This window comes from Azospirillum sp. B21, from assembly GCF_008364825.1.
Taxonomy (GTDB): domain Bacteria; phylum Pseudomonadota; class Alphaproteobacteria; order Azospirillales; family Azospirillaceae; genus Azospirillum.
Genome location: NZ_VTTO01000026.1, coordinates 1 through 18,297, shown reverse-complemented (window position 1 = coordinate 18,297; position 18,297 = coordinate 1). Strand labels below are relative to the sequence as shown.

At 67.6% G+C, this 18,297-nt stretch carries 12 protein-coding genes; 6 read left to right on the top strand and 6 right to left on the bottom strand.

What is annotated here, in order from left to right; all coding sequences use genetic code 11:
- Positions 1–4 precede the first annotated feature (4 nt).
- Together FZ983_RS31250 and FZ983_RS31245 are read left to right on the top strand one after the other, a co-directional pair.
- On the top strand, positions 5–3,952 hold the full coding sequence (locus FZ983_RS31250) for a PAS domain S-box protein (RefSeq protein WP_149228505.1): 3,948 nt from the start codon (positions 5–7) through the stop codon (positions 3,950–3,952).
- On the top strand, positions 3,949–5,064 hold the full coding sequence (locus FZ983_RS31245; RefSeq protein ID WP_149228503.1) for a two-component system response regulator: 1,116 nt from the start codon (positions 3,949–3,951) through the stop codon (positions 5,062–5,064). The genes FZ983_RS31250 and FZ983_RS31245 overlap by 4 nt, the downstream gene beginning before the upstream one ends.
- Positions 5,065–5,079: 15 nt before the next feature.
- On the opposite strand, the gene FZ983_RS31240 is transcribed toward FZ983_RS31245, so the two are convergent.
- Positions 5,080–5,835: a DUF2076 domain-containing protein gene (locus tag FZ983_RS31240; protein WP_149228501.1), complete on the bottom strand. Its 756-nt coding sequence runs from the start codon at positions 5,833–5,835 to the stop codon at positions 5,080–5,082.
- A 386-nt stretch (positions 5,836–6,221) separates the two neighbouring features.
- Here FZ983_RS31240 and FZ983_RS31235 point away from each other — a divergent pair, with 386 nt between their 5' ends.
- Genes FZ983_RS31235 through FZ983_RS31225 form a run of 3 tightly spaced genes read left to right on the top strand, consistent with a single transcriptional unit; the run spans position 6,222 to position 9,185 of the window.
- A complete protein-coding gene (locus tag FZ983_RS31235) occupies positions 6,222–6,899 on the top strand; it encodes a chemotaxis protein CheX (RefSeq protein ID WP_247884061.1) in 678 nt (225 codons plus the stop codon).
- A gap of 7 nt (positions 6,900–6,906) precedes the next feature.
- Positions 6,907–8,787: a PAS domain S-box protein gene (locus FZ983_RS31230; protein WP_149228499.1), complete on the top strand. Its 1,881-nt coding sequence runs from the start codon at positions 6,907–6,909 to the stop codon at positions 8,785–8,787.
- Positions 8,784–9,185, top strand: a complete 402-nt coding sequence (locus tag FZ983_RS31225) for a response regulator (protein ID WP_149228497.1) — start codon at positions 8,784–8,786, stop codon at positions 9,183–9,185. Before FZ983_RS31230 ends, FZ983_RS31225 begins: the two co-directional genes overlap by 4 nt.
- Positions 9,186–9,320: 135 nt before the next feature.
- Here the strand turns inward: FZ983_RS31225 and FZ983_RS31215 are convergent, their stop codons facing one another.
- The 3 genes from FZ983_RS31215 to FZ983_RS31205 form a co-directional block, all read right to left on the bottom strand.
- Entirely contained in the window at positions 9,321–11,129 is a 1,809-nt protein-coding gene (locus tag FZ983_RS31215; RefSeq protein WP_149228495.1) for an ABC transporter ATP-binding protein, read from the bottom strand.
- A 346-nt stretch (positions 11,130–11,475) separates the two neighbouring features.
- Positions 11,476–13,602, bottom strand: coding sequence for a YgiQ family radical SAM protein (locus FZ983_RS31210; RefSeq protein WP_149228493.1), 2,127 nt, complete (start codon positions 13,600–13,602; stop codon positions 11,476–11,478).
- A 192-nt stretch (positions 13,603–13,794) separates the two neighbouring features.
- Positions 13,795–15,042, bottom strand: coding sequence for a TCR/Tet family MFS transporter (locus FZ983_RS31205; protein ID WP_149228491.1), 1,248 nt, complete (start codon positions 15,040–15,042; stop codon positions 13,795–13,797).
- A 332-nt stretch (positions 15,043–15,374) separates the two neighbouring features.
- Here FZ983_RS31205 and FZ983_RS31200 point away from each other — a divergent pair, with 332 nt between their 5' ends.
- Positions 15,375–16,715, top strand: a complete 1,341-nt coding sequence (locus FZ983_RS31200) for a ferric reductase-like transmembrane domain-containing protein (protein ID WP_149228489.1) — start codon at positions 15,375–15,377, stop codon at positions 16,713–16,715.
- Between the two features lie 7 nt (positions 16,716–16,722).
- On the opposite strand, the gene FZ983_RS31195 is transcribed toward FZ983_RS31200, so the two are convergent.
- Together FZ983_RS31195 and FZ983_RS31190 are read right to left on the bottom strand one after the other, a co-directional pair.
- Entirely contained in the window at positions 16,723–17,298 is a 576-nt protein-coding gene (locus FZ983_RS31195) for a TMEM175 family protein (protein WP_149228487.1), read from the bottom strand.
- Between the two features lie 17 nt (positions 17,299–17,315).
- Positions 17,316–18,020: a YoaK family protein gene (locus FZ983_RS31190; RefSeq protein WP_149228485.1), complete on the bottom strand. Its 705-nt coding sequence runs from the start codon at positions 18,018–18,020 to the stop codon at positions 17,316–17,318.
- Between the last annotated feature and the right edge of the window lie 277 nt (positions 18,021–18,297).

Here is an 18,297-nt window from a genome sequence, read left to right as displayed (position 1 = left end):
GCGCATGCACCGCCTGCTGCAAAGCCAGTTCAAGCGCGTGCTGGGCCTGCAAAGCGCGGAGGCGGCGGAGTCCGTCCTGGCGGAGCTGAAGGCGTTCGCCGGCCAAGACGGCCTGTCGCCGGAGGCGGCGCGAATGCTGGCGGAACTGCCGGCCCTGTTCGGCCGGATCGGCCAGAGCTATGAGCAGGCCGACCGCGATTTGACCCTGCGGGCGCGCAGTCTTCAACTGAGTTCGGAGGAATTGGCCGACGCCAACGAGCGGCTGCGGCGGGAGGCGGCGACCCAAGCCCATGCGATCCGCCGCCTGCGCGGCGTCGCCAACAGCCTGCTGCGCGCCGACGGTCGCCCGGAGCTGCCGGATTCCGCCGACAGCAGCCCGACCGACAGCCTGGAGCGGCTGAGCCAGCTGATGGCAGGGCTGGTGGAGGAACGCTCCGCTGCGCAGCGGGCGCTGGAACAGCAGAAATTCGCGCTGGACCAGCATGCCATCGTCAGCATCACCGACCACCGCGGCATCATCACCTACGCCAACGACAAGTTTTGCCAGATCAGCGGCTTTCCCCGCGAGGAACTGCTGGGCCGTTCGCACCGCATCGTGAATTCGGGCCGTCACCCGTCCGGCTTCTTCGCGGAGATGTGGCACACCATCATGGACGGGCAGGTCTGGCACGGCGAGATCTGCAACCGGACCAAGGCGGGCGAAGATTATTGGGTGGCCGCCACCATCGTGCCGCTGCTGACCGCCGACGGACAGCCGCACCAGTACATCGCAATCCGCACCGACATCACCGAACGCAAGCGGATGGAAGCGGAACTGGAGGAAAGCCGCCGCTTCCTGCAGAGCATCACCGACAGCATGGGCGAGGGCGTCTTCTCGCTGGACCGCAACGGCTTCTGCACCTTCCTGAACCCGGAAGCGGAACGGCTGCTCGGCTGGTCGCTGGAGGATCTGCGCGGGCTGACCCTGCATGACGCGGTGCACTACAAGGATGCGCAAGGGCAGCCGGTCGACCGGACGAACTGTGCCGTCCTGAACAGCGTCCGCCGCGGTGACGCCTATCGGTCCGAAACCGACCATTTCGTCCGGCGCGACGGCACCGTCTTCCCGATCGCCATCACGGCGGTGCCACTGCGCGAGGAAGGGCGCATCGTCGGCTCCGTCACCGTCTTCCAGGACATCACCGAACGCCAGCGCATGCTGACCGCCCTGCAGGAGAGCGAGGAGCGGCTGACCGTGGCGCTGGACGCCTCCAACACCGGGCTGTGGGACTGGAACCCGGTGAGCGATCACGCTTATTTCTCCGACCGCTGGCTCGGGATGCTGGGCTACGCCCCCGGCGAGCTTCCGCCCTGCGGCGCCACCTGGCTGGGGCTGCTGCACGAGGACGACCGGGACCGGGTTCTCGCCATCCTGGAGGAGCATGTCGCCGGGCGCGTCGCGGTCTATGAGGTCGAGTTCCGCATGCGCCACAAATCCGGCGCCTGGGTCTGGATCCTGTCGGCCGGCAAGGTGACGGACCGCGACGCGGCGGGCCGGCCCACCCGCATCACCGGCATCCACAAGGACGTGACCGACCGCAAGCGCACCGAGGACGAACTGGCGCGCGCCAAGGAGGAGGCCGACCGCGCCAACCGGCAGAAGAGCGATTTCCTCGCCAACATGAGCCACGAGATCCGCACGCCGATGAATGCGGTGATCGGTCTCAGCCACTTGATGATGAAGACCGATCTGACGCCGCGGCAGCGCGATTACCTGGACAAGATCCACGCGTCCTCGCGCAGCCTGCTCGGTATCATCAACGACATCCTCGACTTCTCCAAGGTCGAGGCCGGCAAGCTGACCATCGAGGCGATCCCCTTCCATGTCGGCGACGTCCTGCAGGAGGTGGCGACCGTCGTCCTGCCCAAGCTGCGGGAAAAGGGGCTGGAGCTGATCGTCGACCTCAACGGCGACGTGCCGGGCACGCTGGTGGGCGATCCGCTGCGGCTGGGGCAGGTGATCCTGAACCTCGTCTCCAACGCAGTGAAGTTCACGGAGCGGGGCGAGGTGGTGGTGACGGTGGGCGGCCGCATCGGCACCGGCGACGATTACCGGCTGGAGGTCGAGGTCTGCGACAGCGGGATCGGCATGTCGCCGGACCAGACGGCGGCGCTGTTCCGCCCCTTCACCCAGGCCGACAGCTCCACCACGCGGCGCTTCGGCGGAACCGGGCTGGGGCTGGCGATCTGCCGGCAGCTGGTGGAACTGATGGGCGGCCGCGTTTCGGTGGAAAGCCGGCAAGGGGAGGGCAGCATCTTCCGCTTCTCCGTCCGCTGCCGCGTCGCGGCAGGAGAGACGGCCGCCGAACGGCTGCCGCGTCACCTGATGGACCGGCGGGTCCTGGTGGTCGACGACAGCGACGCCGTACGCTCCATCCTGACCGACATGCTGGAGCGCTTCGGCCTGACCGTGGAAGCGGTGGCGGACGGCCTGTCGGCGCTCCGCCGGCTGGAGGATGGGCAGGCAGGCAGCCAGCCGCCGGTGGAGCTGGTGGTGCTCGACTGGCGCATGCCCGACCTGGACGGGGTGGAGACGCTGCGCCGCCTGCGCGCCTTGCCGGGCGTCCAGCCGCCGGTGGTGATGACCACGGCCTATGGAGCCGACGGCGTGCAGGGCGCCCTTGAGGAAACGCTGCCCGGCGGCGGGCCGGTCACCGCCGTGCTGGAGAAGCCGGTGACGCCGTCGGCCATGTTCGATTCGGTGATGATGGCGCTCGGCGGTGCCGGTCCCCGCATGGCGGACGCCGTCCGCCGCATCCACGACCCTGCCCAATCGACGGAGCTGTCGGCGCTGGTCGGGCGCACCGTCCTGCTGGTGGAGGACAATCTGGTCAACCAGCAGGTCGCCTGCGGCCTTCTGGAGCTGGTCGGCATCGAGGCGATGGTGGTCGGCAGCGGCGAGGAGGCCTTGCAATGCCTGCGCGAGGTCAAGTTCGACCTGGTGCTGATGGACGTGCAGATGCCGGGGCTGGACGGCTACGAGACCACCCGGCTGATCCGGCGCGAGCTGGAGCTGTCGGCCCTGCCCATCGTCGCCATGACCGCCCACGCCATGGCCGGCGACCGTGAGCGCTGCCTGGACGCGGGCATGAACGACCATGTCTCCAAGCCGATCGACCCGGAGGCGCTCTATGCGGCGCTCGCCCGCTGGCTGAAGCCGGTGCGCGGGTTGGGCTCCGGTCTGGGTGGCGGGGCTCCTGCCGGAACGGTTTCGGCGCCAGTGGCGGCCGCCGTCTCGGCCGCTCCGGCGCTGCCCGAAAGCCTGCCGGCGCTCGACCTTGCCGTCGCCCGGCGCAACGTGAACGGCAATCTTGCCCTGTTGCGCCGGATCCTGATCGATTTCGCCACCACCCATGCCGGGGAGGCGGTGCGACTGACCACCGCGGTGCGGGAGGAGCGGTGGAAGGATGTGTTGCGCCTGTCCCATACGCTGAAGGGCACCGCCGCCACCGTCGGGGCCATGGACCTGTCGGCCCTGGCGGGTGCGGTGGAGCGGGGGGCGATGACCTCGCCGCCCGTTCTGGAGGATGGGGTGCTCGACCGGCTTGCCGACGCGCTCGCACTGGTGGTGGACGGGATCGGCACCCTCGGCCGGCCGGCGGTGGAGGCCGCTGCAGCGGCGGATGCGCCCGCCGCTCAGTCTTCCGCCACCCTGCCATCCGCCACCTTGCCGCGCGATACCCTGCGGGCGGCGCTGTCGCTCGCCGATCAACTGGGTGGCCTGCTGATCGCCGGCGACCCGGAGGCCGGCGACATGGCCGACGGGCTTGCCCGGCTGCTGGTCGGCAGTCCGGTCGCCGCGGCGGCTGACCGGGTGAACCGCCACGCCGGCGCCTTCGATTTCGAGGATGCCGCCACCGCGCTTGCCGAGCTGCGCGACCGGCTTCGCGACCTGAGGGAGACTGCGACATGAGCATGCCGCTTCAGAACGGCGACAAGCCGCGGATCCTGATTGTCGACGACGAGCCGATCAACCTTAAGGTCATGGCCGACATGCTGCGCGACAGCTATGGGCTGATCGTGGCGAAGGACGGGCCGCAGGCGCTCGCCCGGCTGGCCGGCGACCCGCTGCCGGACCTGATCCTGCTGGACGTGATGATGCCGGGCATGGACGGGGTGGAGGTGTGCAGGCGGCTGAAGGAAGACGCCCGCACCCGCGACCTGCCGGTGATCTTCATCACCGCGATGGGGCAGGTCCACGACGAGACCCGCGGGTTCGAAGTGGGCGCCGTCGACTACATCACCAAGCCGATCTCCCCGCCGGTGGTGCTGGCGCGGGTCCGCACCCACATCGCCCTGCGCGAGGCCCGCCGTGCGCTCGCCGATCAGAACCGGCAGTTGGAAGACCGGGTGGCGGAGCGCACGCGCGACCTGCTGCGCGCCCAGGACGCCACCATCCGCGCCATGGCCTCGCTGGCGGAGACCCGCGACAACGAGACCGGCAACCATATCCGCCGCACCCAGAACTACGTGCTGGCGCTCGCCCTCCATCTCAGCCGCGACCCGCGCCATGCCGGACAGCTGGACGAGGAAACCATCGAACTGCTGTACAAGTCGGCACCGCTGCACGATGTCGGCAAGGTGGGCATCCCGGATTCGATCCTGCTGAAGCCGGGGAAGCTGACCGACGACGAATTCCACATCATGAAGACCCACGCCGCGCTGGGTCACGACGCCATCTTCGCCGCCGAAGGGCAGGCGGATATGGCTGCCGGCGAAAGCTCCTTCCTGCGCATCGCGCGGGAGATCGCGCACGGCCATCACGAACGCTGGGACGGCGCCGGCTATCCCCAGGGGCTGGCGGGAGAGGCGATTCCGCTGTCGGCCCGCCTGATGGCGGTCGCCGACGTCTACGACGCCCTGATCAGCCGGCGCTGCTACAAGCCGCCCTTCCCGCACGAGAAAGCGGCGGCGATCATCCGCGAGGGCAGCGGCAGCCATTTCGACCCCGCCGTCGTCGCCGCCTTCACCGCCCTGGAGGACGAGTTCAGGGACATCGCCGACCGCTACAGCGATGAGGGGTGAGCCGGCTGGCTACGGTCAGATCCAGGAATCGCCACCGTCGCCGCTGCCGCCGTCATCGAAGGGCGCATCGTCGAACGACGCATCGTCTGCCGGCGGCGGGCCAGGATCGTAGGAGGCATCCTGCACCGCGTCGGCCTGCGGCCCCTGACCGTCGCCGTAGTTGTTGTTGATCACCGTCTCGTTGATCGTCTCGCCCGCGGGGATCTGCGCCGCAGCCTCACCGAAGGGGCCGGGGGAATGGTGCAGGAGAGAGGAGATGGCGCTCGCCGCCAGCATGCCGCCGGCCACACCTGCCGCCGTCTGCGCCGCTCCGGCGAAGAAGCCGCCGCGCGGCGCAAATCCGGGAGCCGTTCCGGCTTGCGGGAAAGGCGGCGGAGCGTAGGGTTGCTGCGGGTAGGCGGCGCCGGGTCCGCCTCCCCACGGGCTGCGGCCGGCAGGCGGCTGCGGAGCAGGGGCGGAGGGCGGCTCCGCACCCCGGCTCCACGGGCTGCGGCCGATGCCGAGCGCATTCGACAGGAAACTGCCGCCGGACGGCGCCGGCTGGGCCGGTCGGTCGCGCAACTGCCGTTCAAGCTCCTCGATCCGGGTCTGCGCTGCAGTCAGCGCCTGCTGCTGAACCAGGACGGTCTGCGCCATGTAATAGGCGGACAGCGGCTGGTCCTGGACAGATCGGCGGATGAAGTCCTCCGCTTCGCCGTCGCGCGGCTGTGCTTCCACCTCGCGCAGGCGGCGGAACAGGTCGGACAGAAGTGTGCGTTCCTCAGGGGTCATCGCCATCTCCTCGCGCCATCTCCTCGGGCGGCGTTCATCGCGCAGGCGCTATGCATGATGTGGAGTCGCCATCCCCCGGCGGACAAGTCCCCTGGGGGAGACGCCTTTCGAGCGTCCTGTCCTCACCCCGAACAATGGCCAAGCCATTTCATTGCGTCTCTAAAGCAATATTGCGTTAGAGTGCCGATATGTTGCCGAACGTTCCGAACTTGGCGCATGAGTTGGTGGATCGTTGGGCTGACCATTGTGGGAAGAGGGGCGGCTATATCGGCTATGGCGTTGTCGGCTTAACATATGACATTGACGGGGGTGCCCTTTTTCCGGTCGATAGGCCACATTCGGGGTGCGACCGCCGGGCGGCGCCGGTTGTGAAGCCGAGACCAAGAATGAACAGGCGCCGAGAGATGGTGGAACTGACCGACCTGGAGCGCGATGCGCTGACCGAGTTGGTGAACATGGGGGTCGGCCGCGCCGCCACCCATCTCAGCCGCATGGTCAACGACCAGGTTCTGCTGTCCGTCCCGACCGTGGACATCGTCAGCCGGCAGGAAGCGTCCGATTTCCTGAGCGCGCGCGAGCGCAGCGGACTTGTGGCGGTGGAGCAGCAGTTCCACGGCTCCTTCGACGGGCGCGCCATGCTGATCTTCCCGGAAGCCAACAGCCTGGAATTGGCCCGCGCGGTGCTGGGCGGCGACCTGACCCTGGCGGAAATCGTCGATCTGGAACAGGACGCCCTGGCGGAGATCGGCAACATCATCCTGAACGGCTGCCTTGTCGTGGTCGCCAACGCCCTGAAGGACCGGCTGACCATCTCGCTGCCGGCGGTGCTGCGCGGCGACGGCGCCAACATCCTGAAGGACAAGGCGGGGGACGCCGACGAACTGGTGCTGTTCCTCTACATCGATTTCACGATCCGCAGCCGCAGCATCCGCGGCTACATCGCCTTGCTGATGGGGGTCTCCTCGCTGGAGTCGCTGCAGCTGTTGATCCACGCCTTCATCGAAGGCATCGCCTCCGAAGATCCCACATCCGCCGGAACGTCGCATGGTCCCCAGATTGCCTGAACAACCGATGTGGGCCCTGGATGTCCTGGGGGCGCTGGATGCAGGTATCCTGCTTCTCGACCGCCATTGCCGGGTCCTGTACTGGAACGGCTGGATGGAGCAGGCCTCCACCCTTACCGCCCGGGAGATCCTTGGGCATGACCTGTTCGATGCGCTGCCGAACCTGCGCGAGTCGCGCCTGCACATCGCGGTGCGCGATACGCTGGCCACCGGAGCGCCCGGCGTGCTGTCCCACACGCTGAACCCGATGCTGTTCCCGCTGCGCCTGCCGGACGGGCGGCGGATGGTCCACAATGTGGTGATCCGTCCGCTCCCGGTCCACGCCCAGACCACGGGAGGGACGACCGGAGTGGTGGCCGGAGGCGAGGCGCGCTGCCTGATCCAGGTGACCGACGTCACCGCGTCGGTCAACCGCGAGCGCGTCCTGCGCGAGCAGCGCGACGCCCGCTACCGCGCCATCGTCGATACCGCACCCGATGCCATCATAACCACCGACACCCGCGGCATGGTGCAGTGGATGAACGGAACCGCCACCCGGCAGTTCGACTATCGACCGGAGGAGCTGATCGGGCAGAGCGTGGCGGTGCTGCTGGGCGACGACGCGCCCGACTGGATCGCCATGGCCGAGCACAGCGGACCGGGAAGTTCCGGCAGCCTGGACGCCGTCACCCAGCCGGTGGAACTGTCCGGACGGCGCCGCGACGGCAGCCACATCGACCTGGAACTGTCGATGGCCCGCTGGGAATCGGAAGGGCGCAGCTTCATCACCGGCATCCTGCGCGACATCACCGAACGCCGCCGCACCCGCGAGGAGCTGCGGGCCAGCGCGCTCGCCATGCGGCAGCTGGCCGAACAGACCAAGGCGACGCTGGATGCGCTGCCCGCCTTCATCGCCGTGCTGGACCGGTCAGGGCACATCGTCTCGGTCAACCGCGCCTGGGCGGAAGCTGGACCGGAGACGACCTTCCTCGGCCAGGGCTGCATCGTCGGCGACGATTACCTCCACCATTGCGGCAGGGGCCAGACCGCCGACCCGCGGGCGGACGACGTGATGGAGGGCTTGAGCAGGCTGCTGAGCGACGGCGGACCGCCGGTGTCGGCGGAATATGTCACCGCCAACCAGCACTGGTTCCGCTGTCTCGCCGCCCCCATGCCGGCCGGTCCCTTCGGTGGCACGGTGCTGATGCACATCGACGTGACGGAGATCAAGTCGATGGAGGCGGCGCTGCGCAAGCTGGTCGGCCAGAAATCGACCCTGCTGCGCGAGGTCAACCACCGCGTCAAGAATAGCCTGCAACTGGTGTCCAGCCTCCTGACCCTGCAGACCTTGAGCCTGCCGGACGAGGCGGTGCGGGTGCATTTCCAGGATGCCCGCAGCCGCATCGAGGCGATCGCCCGCGTCCACAACCGCCTTTATCAGGCCGACCAGTTCCAGACCATCGAGTTCGGCACCTACCTGAACGAGTTGTGCGACGATCTCGCCCGTGCGTCGGGCGGCGAGAGCATGTGCGAGATCAACGTGCGGTCGGAGGTCATCGATCTGCCGATCGACCATGCCGCACCGCTGGGACTGATCGCGAACGAGCTGATCACCAACGCGGTGAAACATCGCGGTGATGGGCCGGCGCAGGTGACGGTGATCTTCAGGCGCGAGGCGGAAAGCTTGGTGCTGACCGTATCCGACCGCGGTCCCGGGCTGCCGTCCAACTTCGACATCCGCAAGAGCCGCAGCCTGGGCATGCGCCTGATTTCCAGCCTCGCCGGCCAGATCCGGGCCAGCGTGGACATCGACACCACCCCGCAGGGGACCACCTTCCGGATCGAACTTCCGGTGCCGGACGCGGTGCCGCTGCTGGAAGCTTCCTCCGCCGAGGAGATCGACGGATGAAGATCCTGCTGGTGGAGGACGAGGTGCTGATCGCGCTGGAGCAGCAGCTCTACCTTGAATCCGTCGGTCACAGCGTCATCGGCCCCGCCGTCACGGCGATCGAGGCGGTGGAGATGGCCGAGGCCGACAAGCCGGACCTGGCGCTGGTCGACGTGCATCTGGGCATGGGCACCAACGGCATAGACGCCGCACGCGGCTTGAACGCGCTCGGCGTGCCCTGCCTGTTCATCACGTCGTTCCGCGACGAGTTGAAGAAGGACGGACCGCTCACCGGCATCGGTTGCCTGCCCAAACCCTTCACCGAAAGCGGCCTGCTCGCCGCCGTCGACGTCGCCCGCGCCATCCTGGCGGGGGAGACGCCGCGCAACGTGCCGCAGACGATGGAGCTGTTCGTCTGAGGGGGTGTCGGATGCCGTTGCCCCCTCCCTAACCCTCCCCCGCTGGGCGGGGGAGGGGACAAGTGCTTGTTCGGAAAGGCAGCGGCAGTCCCTCCCCCGCCCAGCGGGGGAGGATAGGTGGGGGTCTAACCTCCCTCACCCTCCGATCTTGCGGACCCGCTCCGGCGCCGACTGCTGTTCGAACAGGCGGCGGTAGAGCCCGGCCTGCCGGTGGAGCAGGGCGGCATGGCTGCCTTCCTCCACCACCCGGCCCTGGTTGAAGACCAGGATGCGGTCCAGCGTGCGCACCGTGGACAGCCGGTGGGCAATGATGATGGCGGTGCGGCCCTGCATCAGCCGTTCGATCGCCTCCTGGATCAGTGCCTCCGATTCCGAATCCAGGCTGGAGGTCGCCTCGTCCAGGATCAGGATCGGCGCATCGGCCAGGAAGGCGCGGGCCAGCGCCACCCGCTGACGCTCGCCCCCCGACAGCTTGACGCCGCGCTCACCGACCAGCGTCGCATAGCCCTTTGGCAGGCGTGCGATGAAGTCATGGGCGTTGGCGAGCTTGGCCGCCCGCTCGATCTCCGCCATCGACGCGCCGGGGCGGCCATACGCGATGTTCTCCGCCAGGGTCCGGTGGAACAGAATCGGCTCCTGCGGGACGATGGCGATCTGCGAGCGCAGCGAGTGCTGCGTCGCCCCCGCCACATCCTGCCCGTCGATCAGCACCCGGCCATCGGTCACATCGTACAGGCGCTGGATCAGCTTGACGAAGGTGGTCTTGCCCGACCCCGACGGCCCGACCAGCCCGACTCGCTCCCCCGCCTTGATGGTCAGGGACAGGTCGCGGTAGAGCGGCGTGGTGTGGCCGCCATAGCGGAAGGTGACGTGGTCGAAGCGCACCTCGCCAGCCTGAATGCTGATCGGGACGGCACCGGGCCGGTCCTCCACCCCAAGCGGCTCGGCATGGATCGCCACCAGTTCTTCCATCTCGTTGACGGAGCGCTGGAGATGGTTGATGTGCATGCCGATGTCGCGCAAATAGCCATGGACGACGAAATAGGTGGTCAGCACATAGGCCACGTCGCCCGGCGTCGCCTGCCCGCGCCACCACAGCCACAGCGCGGTCGCCACTACGCTGCTGCGGATCAACAACAGAACCACCAGCTGCACGGTGCTGTGGCGGGTATGGCGGGTCCAGGTGCGATGGGTGCGGCGGCTCCACTTGTCGACGACGCCGGCCAACCGATCATCCTCGCGCGGCTCGGCGCCGAAGGCCTTGACCACGGCGTTGCAACCGATGGCGTCGGCCAGTGTTCCGCCCAGCTTGGTGTCCCAGGCGTTGGACAGCCGGGCGGCCGGCGCGATGTAGAGGGTAGAGAACATCACCGTCATCGCGATGTAGACGGCGGTACCGAACGCGATGACCAGCCCCATCGCCGGCCAATGCAGCCCCAGCGTCACCATCGTGCCGATCAGCACGACCAGCGACGGCCACAGCGCCAGCAGCAGCGTGTCGTCCAGCGTGTCGAGCGCCCACATGCCGCGGGTGATCTTGCGCACCACCGACCCGGCGAAGCTGTTGGCGTGCCAGTCGGTGGAGAAGCGCTGGATGCGATGGAAGCTGTCCTGCCCGACATCGGCCATGATGCGCAGGGTAAAGGGGATGACGCCGCTCCACGCGACGTGGCGCATCACCACCATGCCGACGCCCAGCGCCACCATGGCACCGAAGGCGGTCAGCGCTTCGTGGAGGGCTGCGTCGCGGTCGCCCGGCAGCAGGGTCAGCGCGTCGACCAGCCGGCCGGCGAACAGCGGCATGAAGACGTCGGCCAGCGTCGCCAGGGCGATGGATCCGGCAATGCCGACGGCCAGCGGGGTCTGGCGCCGCCAGTGACGGAAGGTGAAGGCTAGAACGCTGCGGATCGCGTTCGGGCGCGGGGTGCGTTTCGACAGAGACATGGGAGTCCAACCGAGGCAGGGCCGGCGGCGAAGCGCCGGCTCCACGGCGGGCAGGCCACCGGCCCTGAGCCGGCACATTGCCAAGCTGGGGCCGGGGTCGGCGACGCCGTTCGGGAAAGAGCGGAATGGAAGCGGTGCGGGGCTTGGGACAGCCTGCGCTGATGCCGCCTTGCGCCGGACCTAGGAGTGGCGGTCCGAAAGGACGCGGCTGGCCGGCGCGGGAGTGTTCAGCAGGCACTTGGTACGCATGCGGCCTCCCGTTCGGCAGGAAATGAAACGACAAGACGGTATAACAAAGTTGCTGCGCAGGCGCCATTACCTCTTCGGTGGAGGCGCCGCCTGCGGATCAGCGTCCCTTCAGGTTCGTCTGGCGCGGCTTCATGCCGGTCGGGTTCGTGCCAACCGGTTTGCCCCCAGCCGGCTTCGCCCCCGCCGCCTTGCCCACCGGCGGCACCACGCGGCGGCCCTGGCCGGCCTGCTGGGTGAGGAAGGTCTTGCCTTTCGGCCCCTTCTCCCGCGGCTTGGCGGTAGCGCCGACCGGCTGCCAAGCGGGGATCAGATGCTCCTCGCCCGGTCCGATCAAATCCTCGCGGCCCATGCGCTTCAGCGCCTCGCGCAGGATCGGCCAGTTCTCCGGATCGTGGTAGCGCAGGAAGGCCTTGTGCAGCCGGCGCTGCTTCAGCCCCTTCGCCGACGACACCATCTCCGACCCGACGCGGCGCACCGGGCGCAGGGGATTGCGCTCGCTGTGGTACATGGCGGTCGCCAGCGACATCGGCGAGGGCAGGAAGGTTTGCACCTGATCCGCCTTGAAGCCGTTCCGCTTCAGCCACAGGGCGAGGTTCATCATGTCCTCGTCCGTGGTGCCGGGATGGGCGGCGATGAAGTAGGGGATCAGGTAGAGCTTCTTCCCCGCCTCCTTCGCCGCCTTGTCGAACATCCGCTTGAATTCGTCATAGGCGCCCATGCCGGGCTTCATCATCTTCGCCAGCGGACCCGGCTCGGTGTGTTCCGGCGCAATCTTCAGGTAGCCGCCGACATGGTGGGTCACCAGCTCCTTGACATATTCCGGATTGCGGACGGCGAGGTCGTAGCGCAGGCCGGACGCGATGTGGATCTTCTTCACCCCCGGCACCGCACGGGCCTTGCGGTAGAGTTGCACCAGCGACGAGTGGTCGGTGTTCAGGTTCTTGCAGATGTCCGGGAAGACGCAGGACGGACGCCGGCAGACGGATTCCGTCTCCTTGTCCTTGCAGGCAAGGCGATACATGTTGGCGGTCGGCCCGCCCATGTCGGAGATGACGCCGGTGAAGCCCTTGGTCTTGTCGCGGATATGCTCGATCTCGCGCAGGATTGACCCTTCGGACCGGCTCTGGATGATGCGCCCCTCATGCTCGGTGATCGAACAGAAGGAACAGCCGCCGAAACAGCCGCGCATGATGTTCACCGAGAAGCGGATCATCTCCCAGGCCGGAATGCGCGCATCGCCGTAGGACGGATGCGGCGCACGGGCGTAGGGAAGATCGTAGACGCCGTCCATCTCGTTGGTTTCCAGCGGGATCGGCGGCGGGTTCAGCCACACGTCGCGGTCGCCGTGGCGCTGGACCAGTGCGCGGGCGTTGCCGGGGTTGCTCTCCTGGTGCAGCACGCGGCTGGCATGGGCGTAGAGCACCTTATCGGCCGTCACCTGCTCGTAGCTGGGCAGGCGCACCGCCATGCGGTCGGCGCCGGCGGCGCGCGGCGACACCGGGGCCGACGGATCGTCGATGGAGCTGCTGTCGACCACCGTCCAGCCTTCCGGCAGGGACGAGCGCATGATCGCGGTGCCGCGGATGTCGGTCATCGCCTTGGGCGACTCCCCCTTCAGCGCACGCTGGGCGATCTCGATGATGGCGCGTTCGGCGTTGCCGTAGACCAGCATGTCCGCCTTGGAATCGACCAGAACGGAGCGGCGGATCTTCTCGCTCCAATGATCGTACTGGGCGATGCGGCGCAAGGACGCCTCGATGCCGCCCAGGACGATGGGCACGTCCTTGAAGGCTTCGCGGCAGCGCTGGGAATAGACGATGACCGCGCGGTCGGGCCGCTTGCCGCCCTCGTCGTTCGGCGTGTAGCTGTCGTTGTGGCGCAGGCGGCGGTCGGCCGTGTAGTGGTTGACCATCGAATCCATGTTGCCGCCGGTCACGCCCCAGAACAGCCGCGGCTTGCCCAGGATCTTGAACGGCTCCGCACTGCTCCAGTCTGGCTGGGCGATGATGCCGACGCGCAAGCCCTGTGCTTCCAGCAGCCGGCCGATGATCGCCATGCCGAAGCTGGGATGGTCGACATAGGCGTCGCCGGTGACGACGATGACGTCGCACTGGTCCCAGCCCAGCCGGTCCATTTCCGCACGCGACATCGGCAGGAAGGGCGCCGCCTTGGGGCGCACGCTCCGGTCCGGGCGGTGGGCGAACAGGTTGGGGGCCGCGAGCATCGCGTTCTCCGGGTCTCAGCTGTCAATGCGGATGGAAGCCGACAGTCATACCTTGTCGGCCCGCAAATTCCCACCGCTGATAACGCAGCGGAGCAATGGGACATTGTGCGGGATTGCCGGCAGCTATGTGGGACGCCCCACAGCCGGTGCAAGGGCCACCCGTAGGTTAGGGGGGCAGGGAAGGGGCACCGCTCAGGCCGCGGCGCCGCCCGCCTCTTCCGCCCGGCCGTTGCGCCGCGCCACCACCCAGCCGATCACCGCTCCCACCAGCAGCACCAGTGCCGCGCTGACGAAGGCCGCGCCCGAATGGGGAAACAGCGGCTCGGCCCCGACGGAGGCGGAATAGACCGCTCCGAAGAAGACCGGCGCCACGATGCCGGCAACACTCGCCACGCTCATGTTGGCGCCCTGCAACTGGCCCTGTTCGGAGGGGGAGACCCGCTGCGTCATCAGCGACTGGATGGTCGGCATTGCCAGACCCCACAACGCGTTCGGCAGGATGGCCAGCGCGAACCAGCCGCCGTCCGGCGCCAGCCCCATGCAGGTCAGCCCGCCGGCCCCGCCGAACAAGCCGACCACCATCGTGCCGCGGTCGCCCAGCCACTTCACCATGCGCGACACGACCAGCCCCTGCATGACCATGTCCAACGCGCCGACCACCGCCAGAAGAAGCCCGACGTCCCAAGCGCTCCAGCCGTACCGATGCGCGGCATAGAGCACGAAGACCGCAGGGAAGACGTTGTGGGAGAAATGGAGCATGAAATTGACCAGGGCCAGCCCCGACAACTCGGAGTGGGACCGCAGCAGACGCAGCGCGCCAAACGGATTGGCCCGGCGCCAGGAAAAAGCCATCCGGTGTTCCACCGCCAGCGATTCCGGCAGAACGGCCAGACCATAGAGGAAGGCCAGCCCGCTGAGCGCCCCGGCCGCCCAGAAGGGCGCGCGCGGCGACAGCTCTCCCAACACCCCGCCCAGGAGGGGGCCGGCAATGAATCCGGCGCTGAACGCGGCGCCGATCAGGCCATAGGCCCGCGCCCGCTGCTCCGGCGGCGTCACGTCGGCCATATAGGCGAATACGGTGGTGAAGCTGGAGGAGGTGATGCCGGCAATTGCCCGGCCGACCACCAGCCACCACAGGTTCGGCGCCACCGCGATCAGCACGTAATCCACCGCCAGTCCCAGGGCCGACAGCAGGATCACCGGCCGCCGCCCGAACCGGTCCGAAAGCGAACCGATCACCGGAGAGCAGAAGAACTGCATCAGCGCCCACAGTGCCACCAGCGCACCGTTGATGGTGCCGGCCTGCGCATCGGGCCCGGCGAACTCCTCGATCAGAGCCGGCAGCACCGGAATGACGATGCCCATTGCCACGATGTCGAGCGCTGCGGTGACCAGAATGAAAGCGATTGCGGCCTTGCGCGGCCGAAGAACGGAAGACATGGAACAGCCTTGCAAAACACGACGGATCAAAACGCCCGAACCGGGCGGAGTACGCGACGCCGGCCAAATCGGCAGCCGGAACGACGTTGCGCAGAGAAGCGGGATCATAGGCGGCAAGCGGCCGGTTGTGAAGTGAAATATATCCGACTGCGGATGTATTTCGGGGGGGGGTGCGCAGATGACCTGCTTTGCCACCGGATTTTATGTGATGCGAACCTGTTCAAGGTACGTATGGCTGCGTTTCATGGAATGGGCTTGCCAGGCGCCACCATTAGCAAAATCATATTTGCGCAGTGCCGCTTACCCGGCGGCACAGAAGGAGGACACTCGCCATGCAGAGGGTCAAACTTTCCTTTTGGGGCCTGCTGGCGCTGTTGACCGTGCTGTGGCTCTCTGCCGATGCCTCGGTGTTCCAGTGGACCGGCTATTTCCCATTCCGCTCCAGCATGGTCCAGTATAGCGGTGTGATTGCCATCGGCTGCATGAGCGTCGCCATGATCCTGGCGCTGCGCCCCCGCTGGCCCGAGAGGTGGTTCGGCGGCCTCGACAAGATGTACCGCCTGCACAAATGGCTGGGCATCGGCGCTCTCGTCTTCGCAATCGCCCACTGGCTTTGGGCGCAGGGAACGAAATGGGCAGTGGGCTGGGGCTGGCTGGACCGGCCGCGGCGTGGCCCGCGTGCCCCGTTGGAGAACCCTGTCGCTCAGTCGCTCATGGACCTTCGCGGCACGGCGGAGGCGATCGGCGAATGGGCGTTCTATGCCGCCCTGGTGCTGATCGCGCTCGCGCTGATCAAGAACGTGCCCTACCGGATGTTCTTCAAGATGCACCGGCTGCTGGCGATCACCTATCTGGTGCTGGTGTTCCACACCGTCGTGCTCACCGACTTCGCTTACTGGACTGCGCCCATCGGCTGGCTCCTGGGGGTGCTGCTTGCCGGCGGCACATGGGCCGCCGTCGTGGCTCTGCTGGGCCGAGTCGGAATCGACCGCCGGGTTCCGGGCAGCATTCGCACTCTCCATTACTATCCGGCCCTGCGCGTGCTCGAGGCCGAGATCGACGTGCCGCAGGGATGGCCGGGGCACAAGGCGGGCCAGTTCGCTTTCGCCACGTCGGACGCTGCGGAGGGCGCGCATCCCTATACCATCGCCTCGGCCTGGAACGAGGCCGAGCAGCGCATCACCTTCGTGATCAAGGCGTTGGGCGACCATACGCGGCGCCTGCGGGAAAATCTGCGGATCGGTCAAGCAGTGATGGTCGAGGGACCATACGGCTGCTTCACCTTCGATGACGACCGCCCTCACCAGATCTGGGTGGGCGGCGGGATCGGCGTGACGCCCTTCATCGCCCGCATGAAGTATCTCGGGATGCATCCGGAGCGACCGCCGCAAACCATCCACTTCTTCCACACCACGCGCGACTATGACGAGGACGCAATCGCCAAGCTCACGGCCGATGCAGCGGCTGCGGGGATAACCCTCCACATTCTGGTCGATGGCCACAACGGCCGTCTGGACGGCGAGCGCATTCGCGCGGCGGTGCCTGACTGGCGCAATGCCAGCATCTGGTTCTGCGGCCCGACAGGCTTCGGGCAGGCGCTGCGGCAGGATTTCGCGGCCCAGGGCCTGCAGGTGGAGCGGCGCTTCCACCAGGAGCTTTTCGAAATGCGGTGATCGTCCGTCATTCCTCCAGGGCGCGCTCGATCCGCCGGTCCGGCACCAGCCACAGCAGGATCACCGACACGTAGAGCAGGATGGACAACGACTGCAGGACGAAGGCCAAGGGAATGGCAATGGCGTAGAACGCCATGCTGATCTTGCCCTTCCGGTCGGAGCCGACGGCTCGCGCCACCGCCGAATCCCGCCCGCCGCAGGCGATGATCGCCCGTTCGGTCAGGTTGTAGCCGACCGCCGCCATGCCGAGGACGACGCCATAGGCCGCCGTCGCCACCGGCGAGAAGGCGCTTTCATCGAGCCAGCGGATGACGAAGGGCACCAGCGACAGCCAGAACAGCAGGAAAAGATTCGCCCACAGCACCCGCCCGTCGATGCGCGCGGTCGCCTGCCACAGATGGTGATGGTTGTTCCAGTAGAGCCCGACATTGATGAAGGACAGCACATAGGCCAGCAGGATGGGAATGCGCTCCGCCAGGGCGGCGAGGCTGCCGTCCGCCGGCACCTTCAATTCCAGCACCATGATGGTGATGACGATCGCCACCACCCCGTCGGTGAACGCCTCCAGCCGGCCGGCCTTCATGGATCCGATCTCCGGCGTCAGGCCGCGGCCGGCGCGGCCGCCACCGGATGAAGCGCGCAAACCGCGGTCCCCGCCAGCACCAGCGCGCCGACGACGACCAGGGGAAGCACCAGACCGCTCTGCGTCACCATGACAGCGCCGATCACGGCACCGAGGAAGATCGCTGCGACGCTGGCCATCCGGCGTGCCGCATTGGTGTTGGCGCCGCCGGCAAGGCTGGAATCCGCCGCCAGCCCGGTCAGGGTCAGGGTGAGGACCGTCGTGGTGAGGTCGGGTACCTTCAACTGCCGGACCGTGGCGTTGCGGAAGCCCATGGCGAAACCGGTCAGGGCGATGATCGCATACAAGCCGGACGCGGGAGCCTGCGTGCCGACATCGAAACCGGCGGCGACCATCGCGGCGATCCAGAACAGCGACGTCTCGAACAGGGCCGCAGCCAGCAGCCAATGCCGCATCGGCCGTCCCGCCAGCATCCTGCCGACTCGGCCAGCGATCAGGGCGCCGGCAAGGAAGGACGCCAGTGCCGTAACCGCCGGCATGACCAGGAAGCCGGGCGTACCGGCGGCGGCGAAACCGAGGAAGACGACGTTGCCGGTCATGTTGGCGGTGAAGACCTTGCCCAGGCCGAGAACGCTGATGGCATCGACCAGCCCCGTCGTCACCGACAGAAGAAGCAGAAGCCAGGGCAGGGGGGAGTTGCCGGTTGCGGCCGGTGCGGACATGGCTGTCGCTTTCCCATTGTTGCCGGTGGGAGAAACGGCAGCATCGGACATCGCCGCGATGGCGGTCTTGTCGGTTCAAGGCCGGCTTGGAAAATTCTGCACATATTGCCGGGGTGGCGGCGCCGCCGATCAGGATGCCGACACTTCTATGTTGCGAGGGACTGACATTCTGACATTGCGCCTACATGCGCCTACAACAAATGTTGCAACCGGATAGAAATGTCAGTGGTTTGCGCAAAGTAGGAATGTCAGTAGGTCAGGCTTAGGCTTGACGGTG

Bases quoted from the DNA above. Each gene is read 5' to 3' on its own strand.
- FZ983_RS31250 (WP_149228505.1), top strand. From the start codon at position 5: ATGCACCGCCTGCTGCAAAGCCAGTTCAAGCGCGTGCTGGGCCTGCAA.
- FZ983_RS31245 (WP_149228503.1), top strand. From the start codon at position 3,949: ATGAGCATGCCGCTTCAGAACGGCGACAAGCCGCGGATCCTGATTGTC.
- FZ983_RS31240 (WP_149228501.1), bottom strand. From the start codon at position 5,835: ATGACCCCTGAGGAACGCACACTTCTGTCCGACCTGTTCCGCCGCCTG.
- FZ983_RS31235 (WP_247884061.1), top strand. From the start codon at position 6,222: ATGAACAGGCGCCGAGAGATGGTGGAACTGACCGACCTGGAGCGCGAT.
- FZ983_RS31230 (WP_149228499.1), top strand. From the start codon at position 6,907: ATGTGGGCCCTGGATGTCCTGGGGGCGCTGGATGCAGGTATCCTGCTT.
- FZ983_RS31225 (WP_149228497.1), top strand. From the start codon at position 8,784: ATGAAGATCCTGCTGGTGGAGGACGAGGTGCTGATCGCGCTGGAGCAG.
- FZ983_RS31215 (WP_149228495.1), bottom strand. From the start codon at position 11,129: ATGTCTCTGTCGAAACGCACCCCGCGCCCGAACGCGATCCGCAGCGTT.
- FZ983_RS31210 (WP_149228493.1), bottom strand. From the start codon at position 13,602: ATGCTCGCGGCCCCCAACCTGTTCGCCCACCGCCCGGACCGGAGCGTG.
- FZ983_RS31205 (WP_149228491.1), bottom strand. From the start codon at position 15,042: ATGTCTTCCGTTCTTCGGCCGCGCAAGGCCGCAATCGCTTTCATTCTG.
- FZ983_RS31200 (WP_149228489.1), top strand. From the start codon at position 15,375: ATGCAGAGGGTCAAACTTTCCTTTTGGGGCCTGCTGGCGCTGTTGACC.
- FZ983_RS31195 (WP_149228487.1), bottom strand. From the start codon at position 17,298: ATGAAGGCCGGCCGGCTGGAGGCGTTCACCGACGGGGTGGTGGCGATC.
- FZ983_RS31190 (WP_149228485.1), bottom strand. From the start codon at position 18,020: ATGTCCGCACCGGCCGCAACCGGCAACTCCCCCCTGCCCTGGCTTCTG.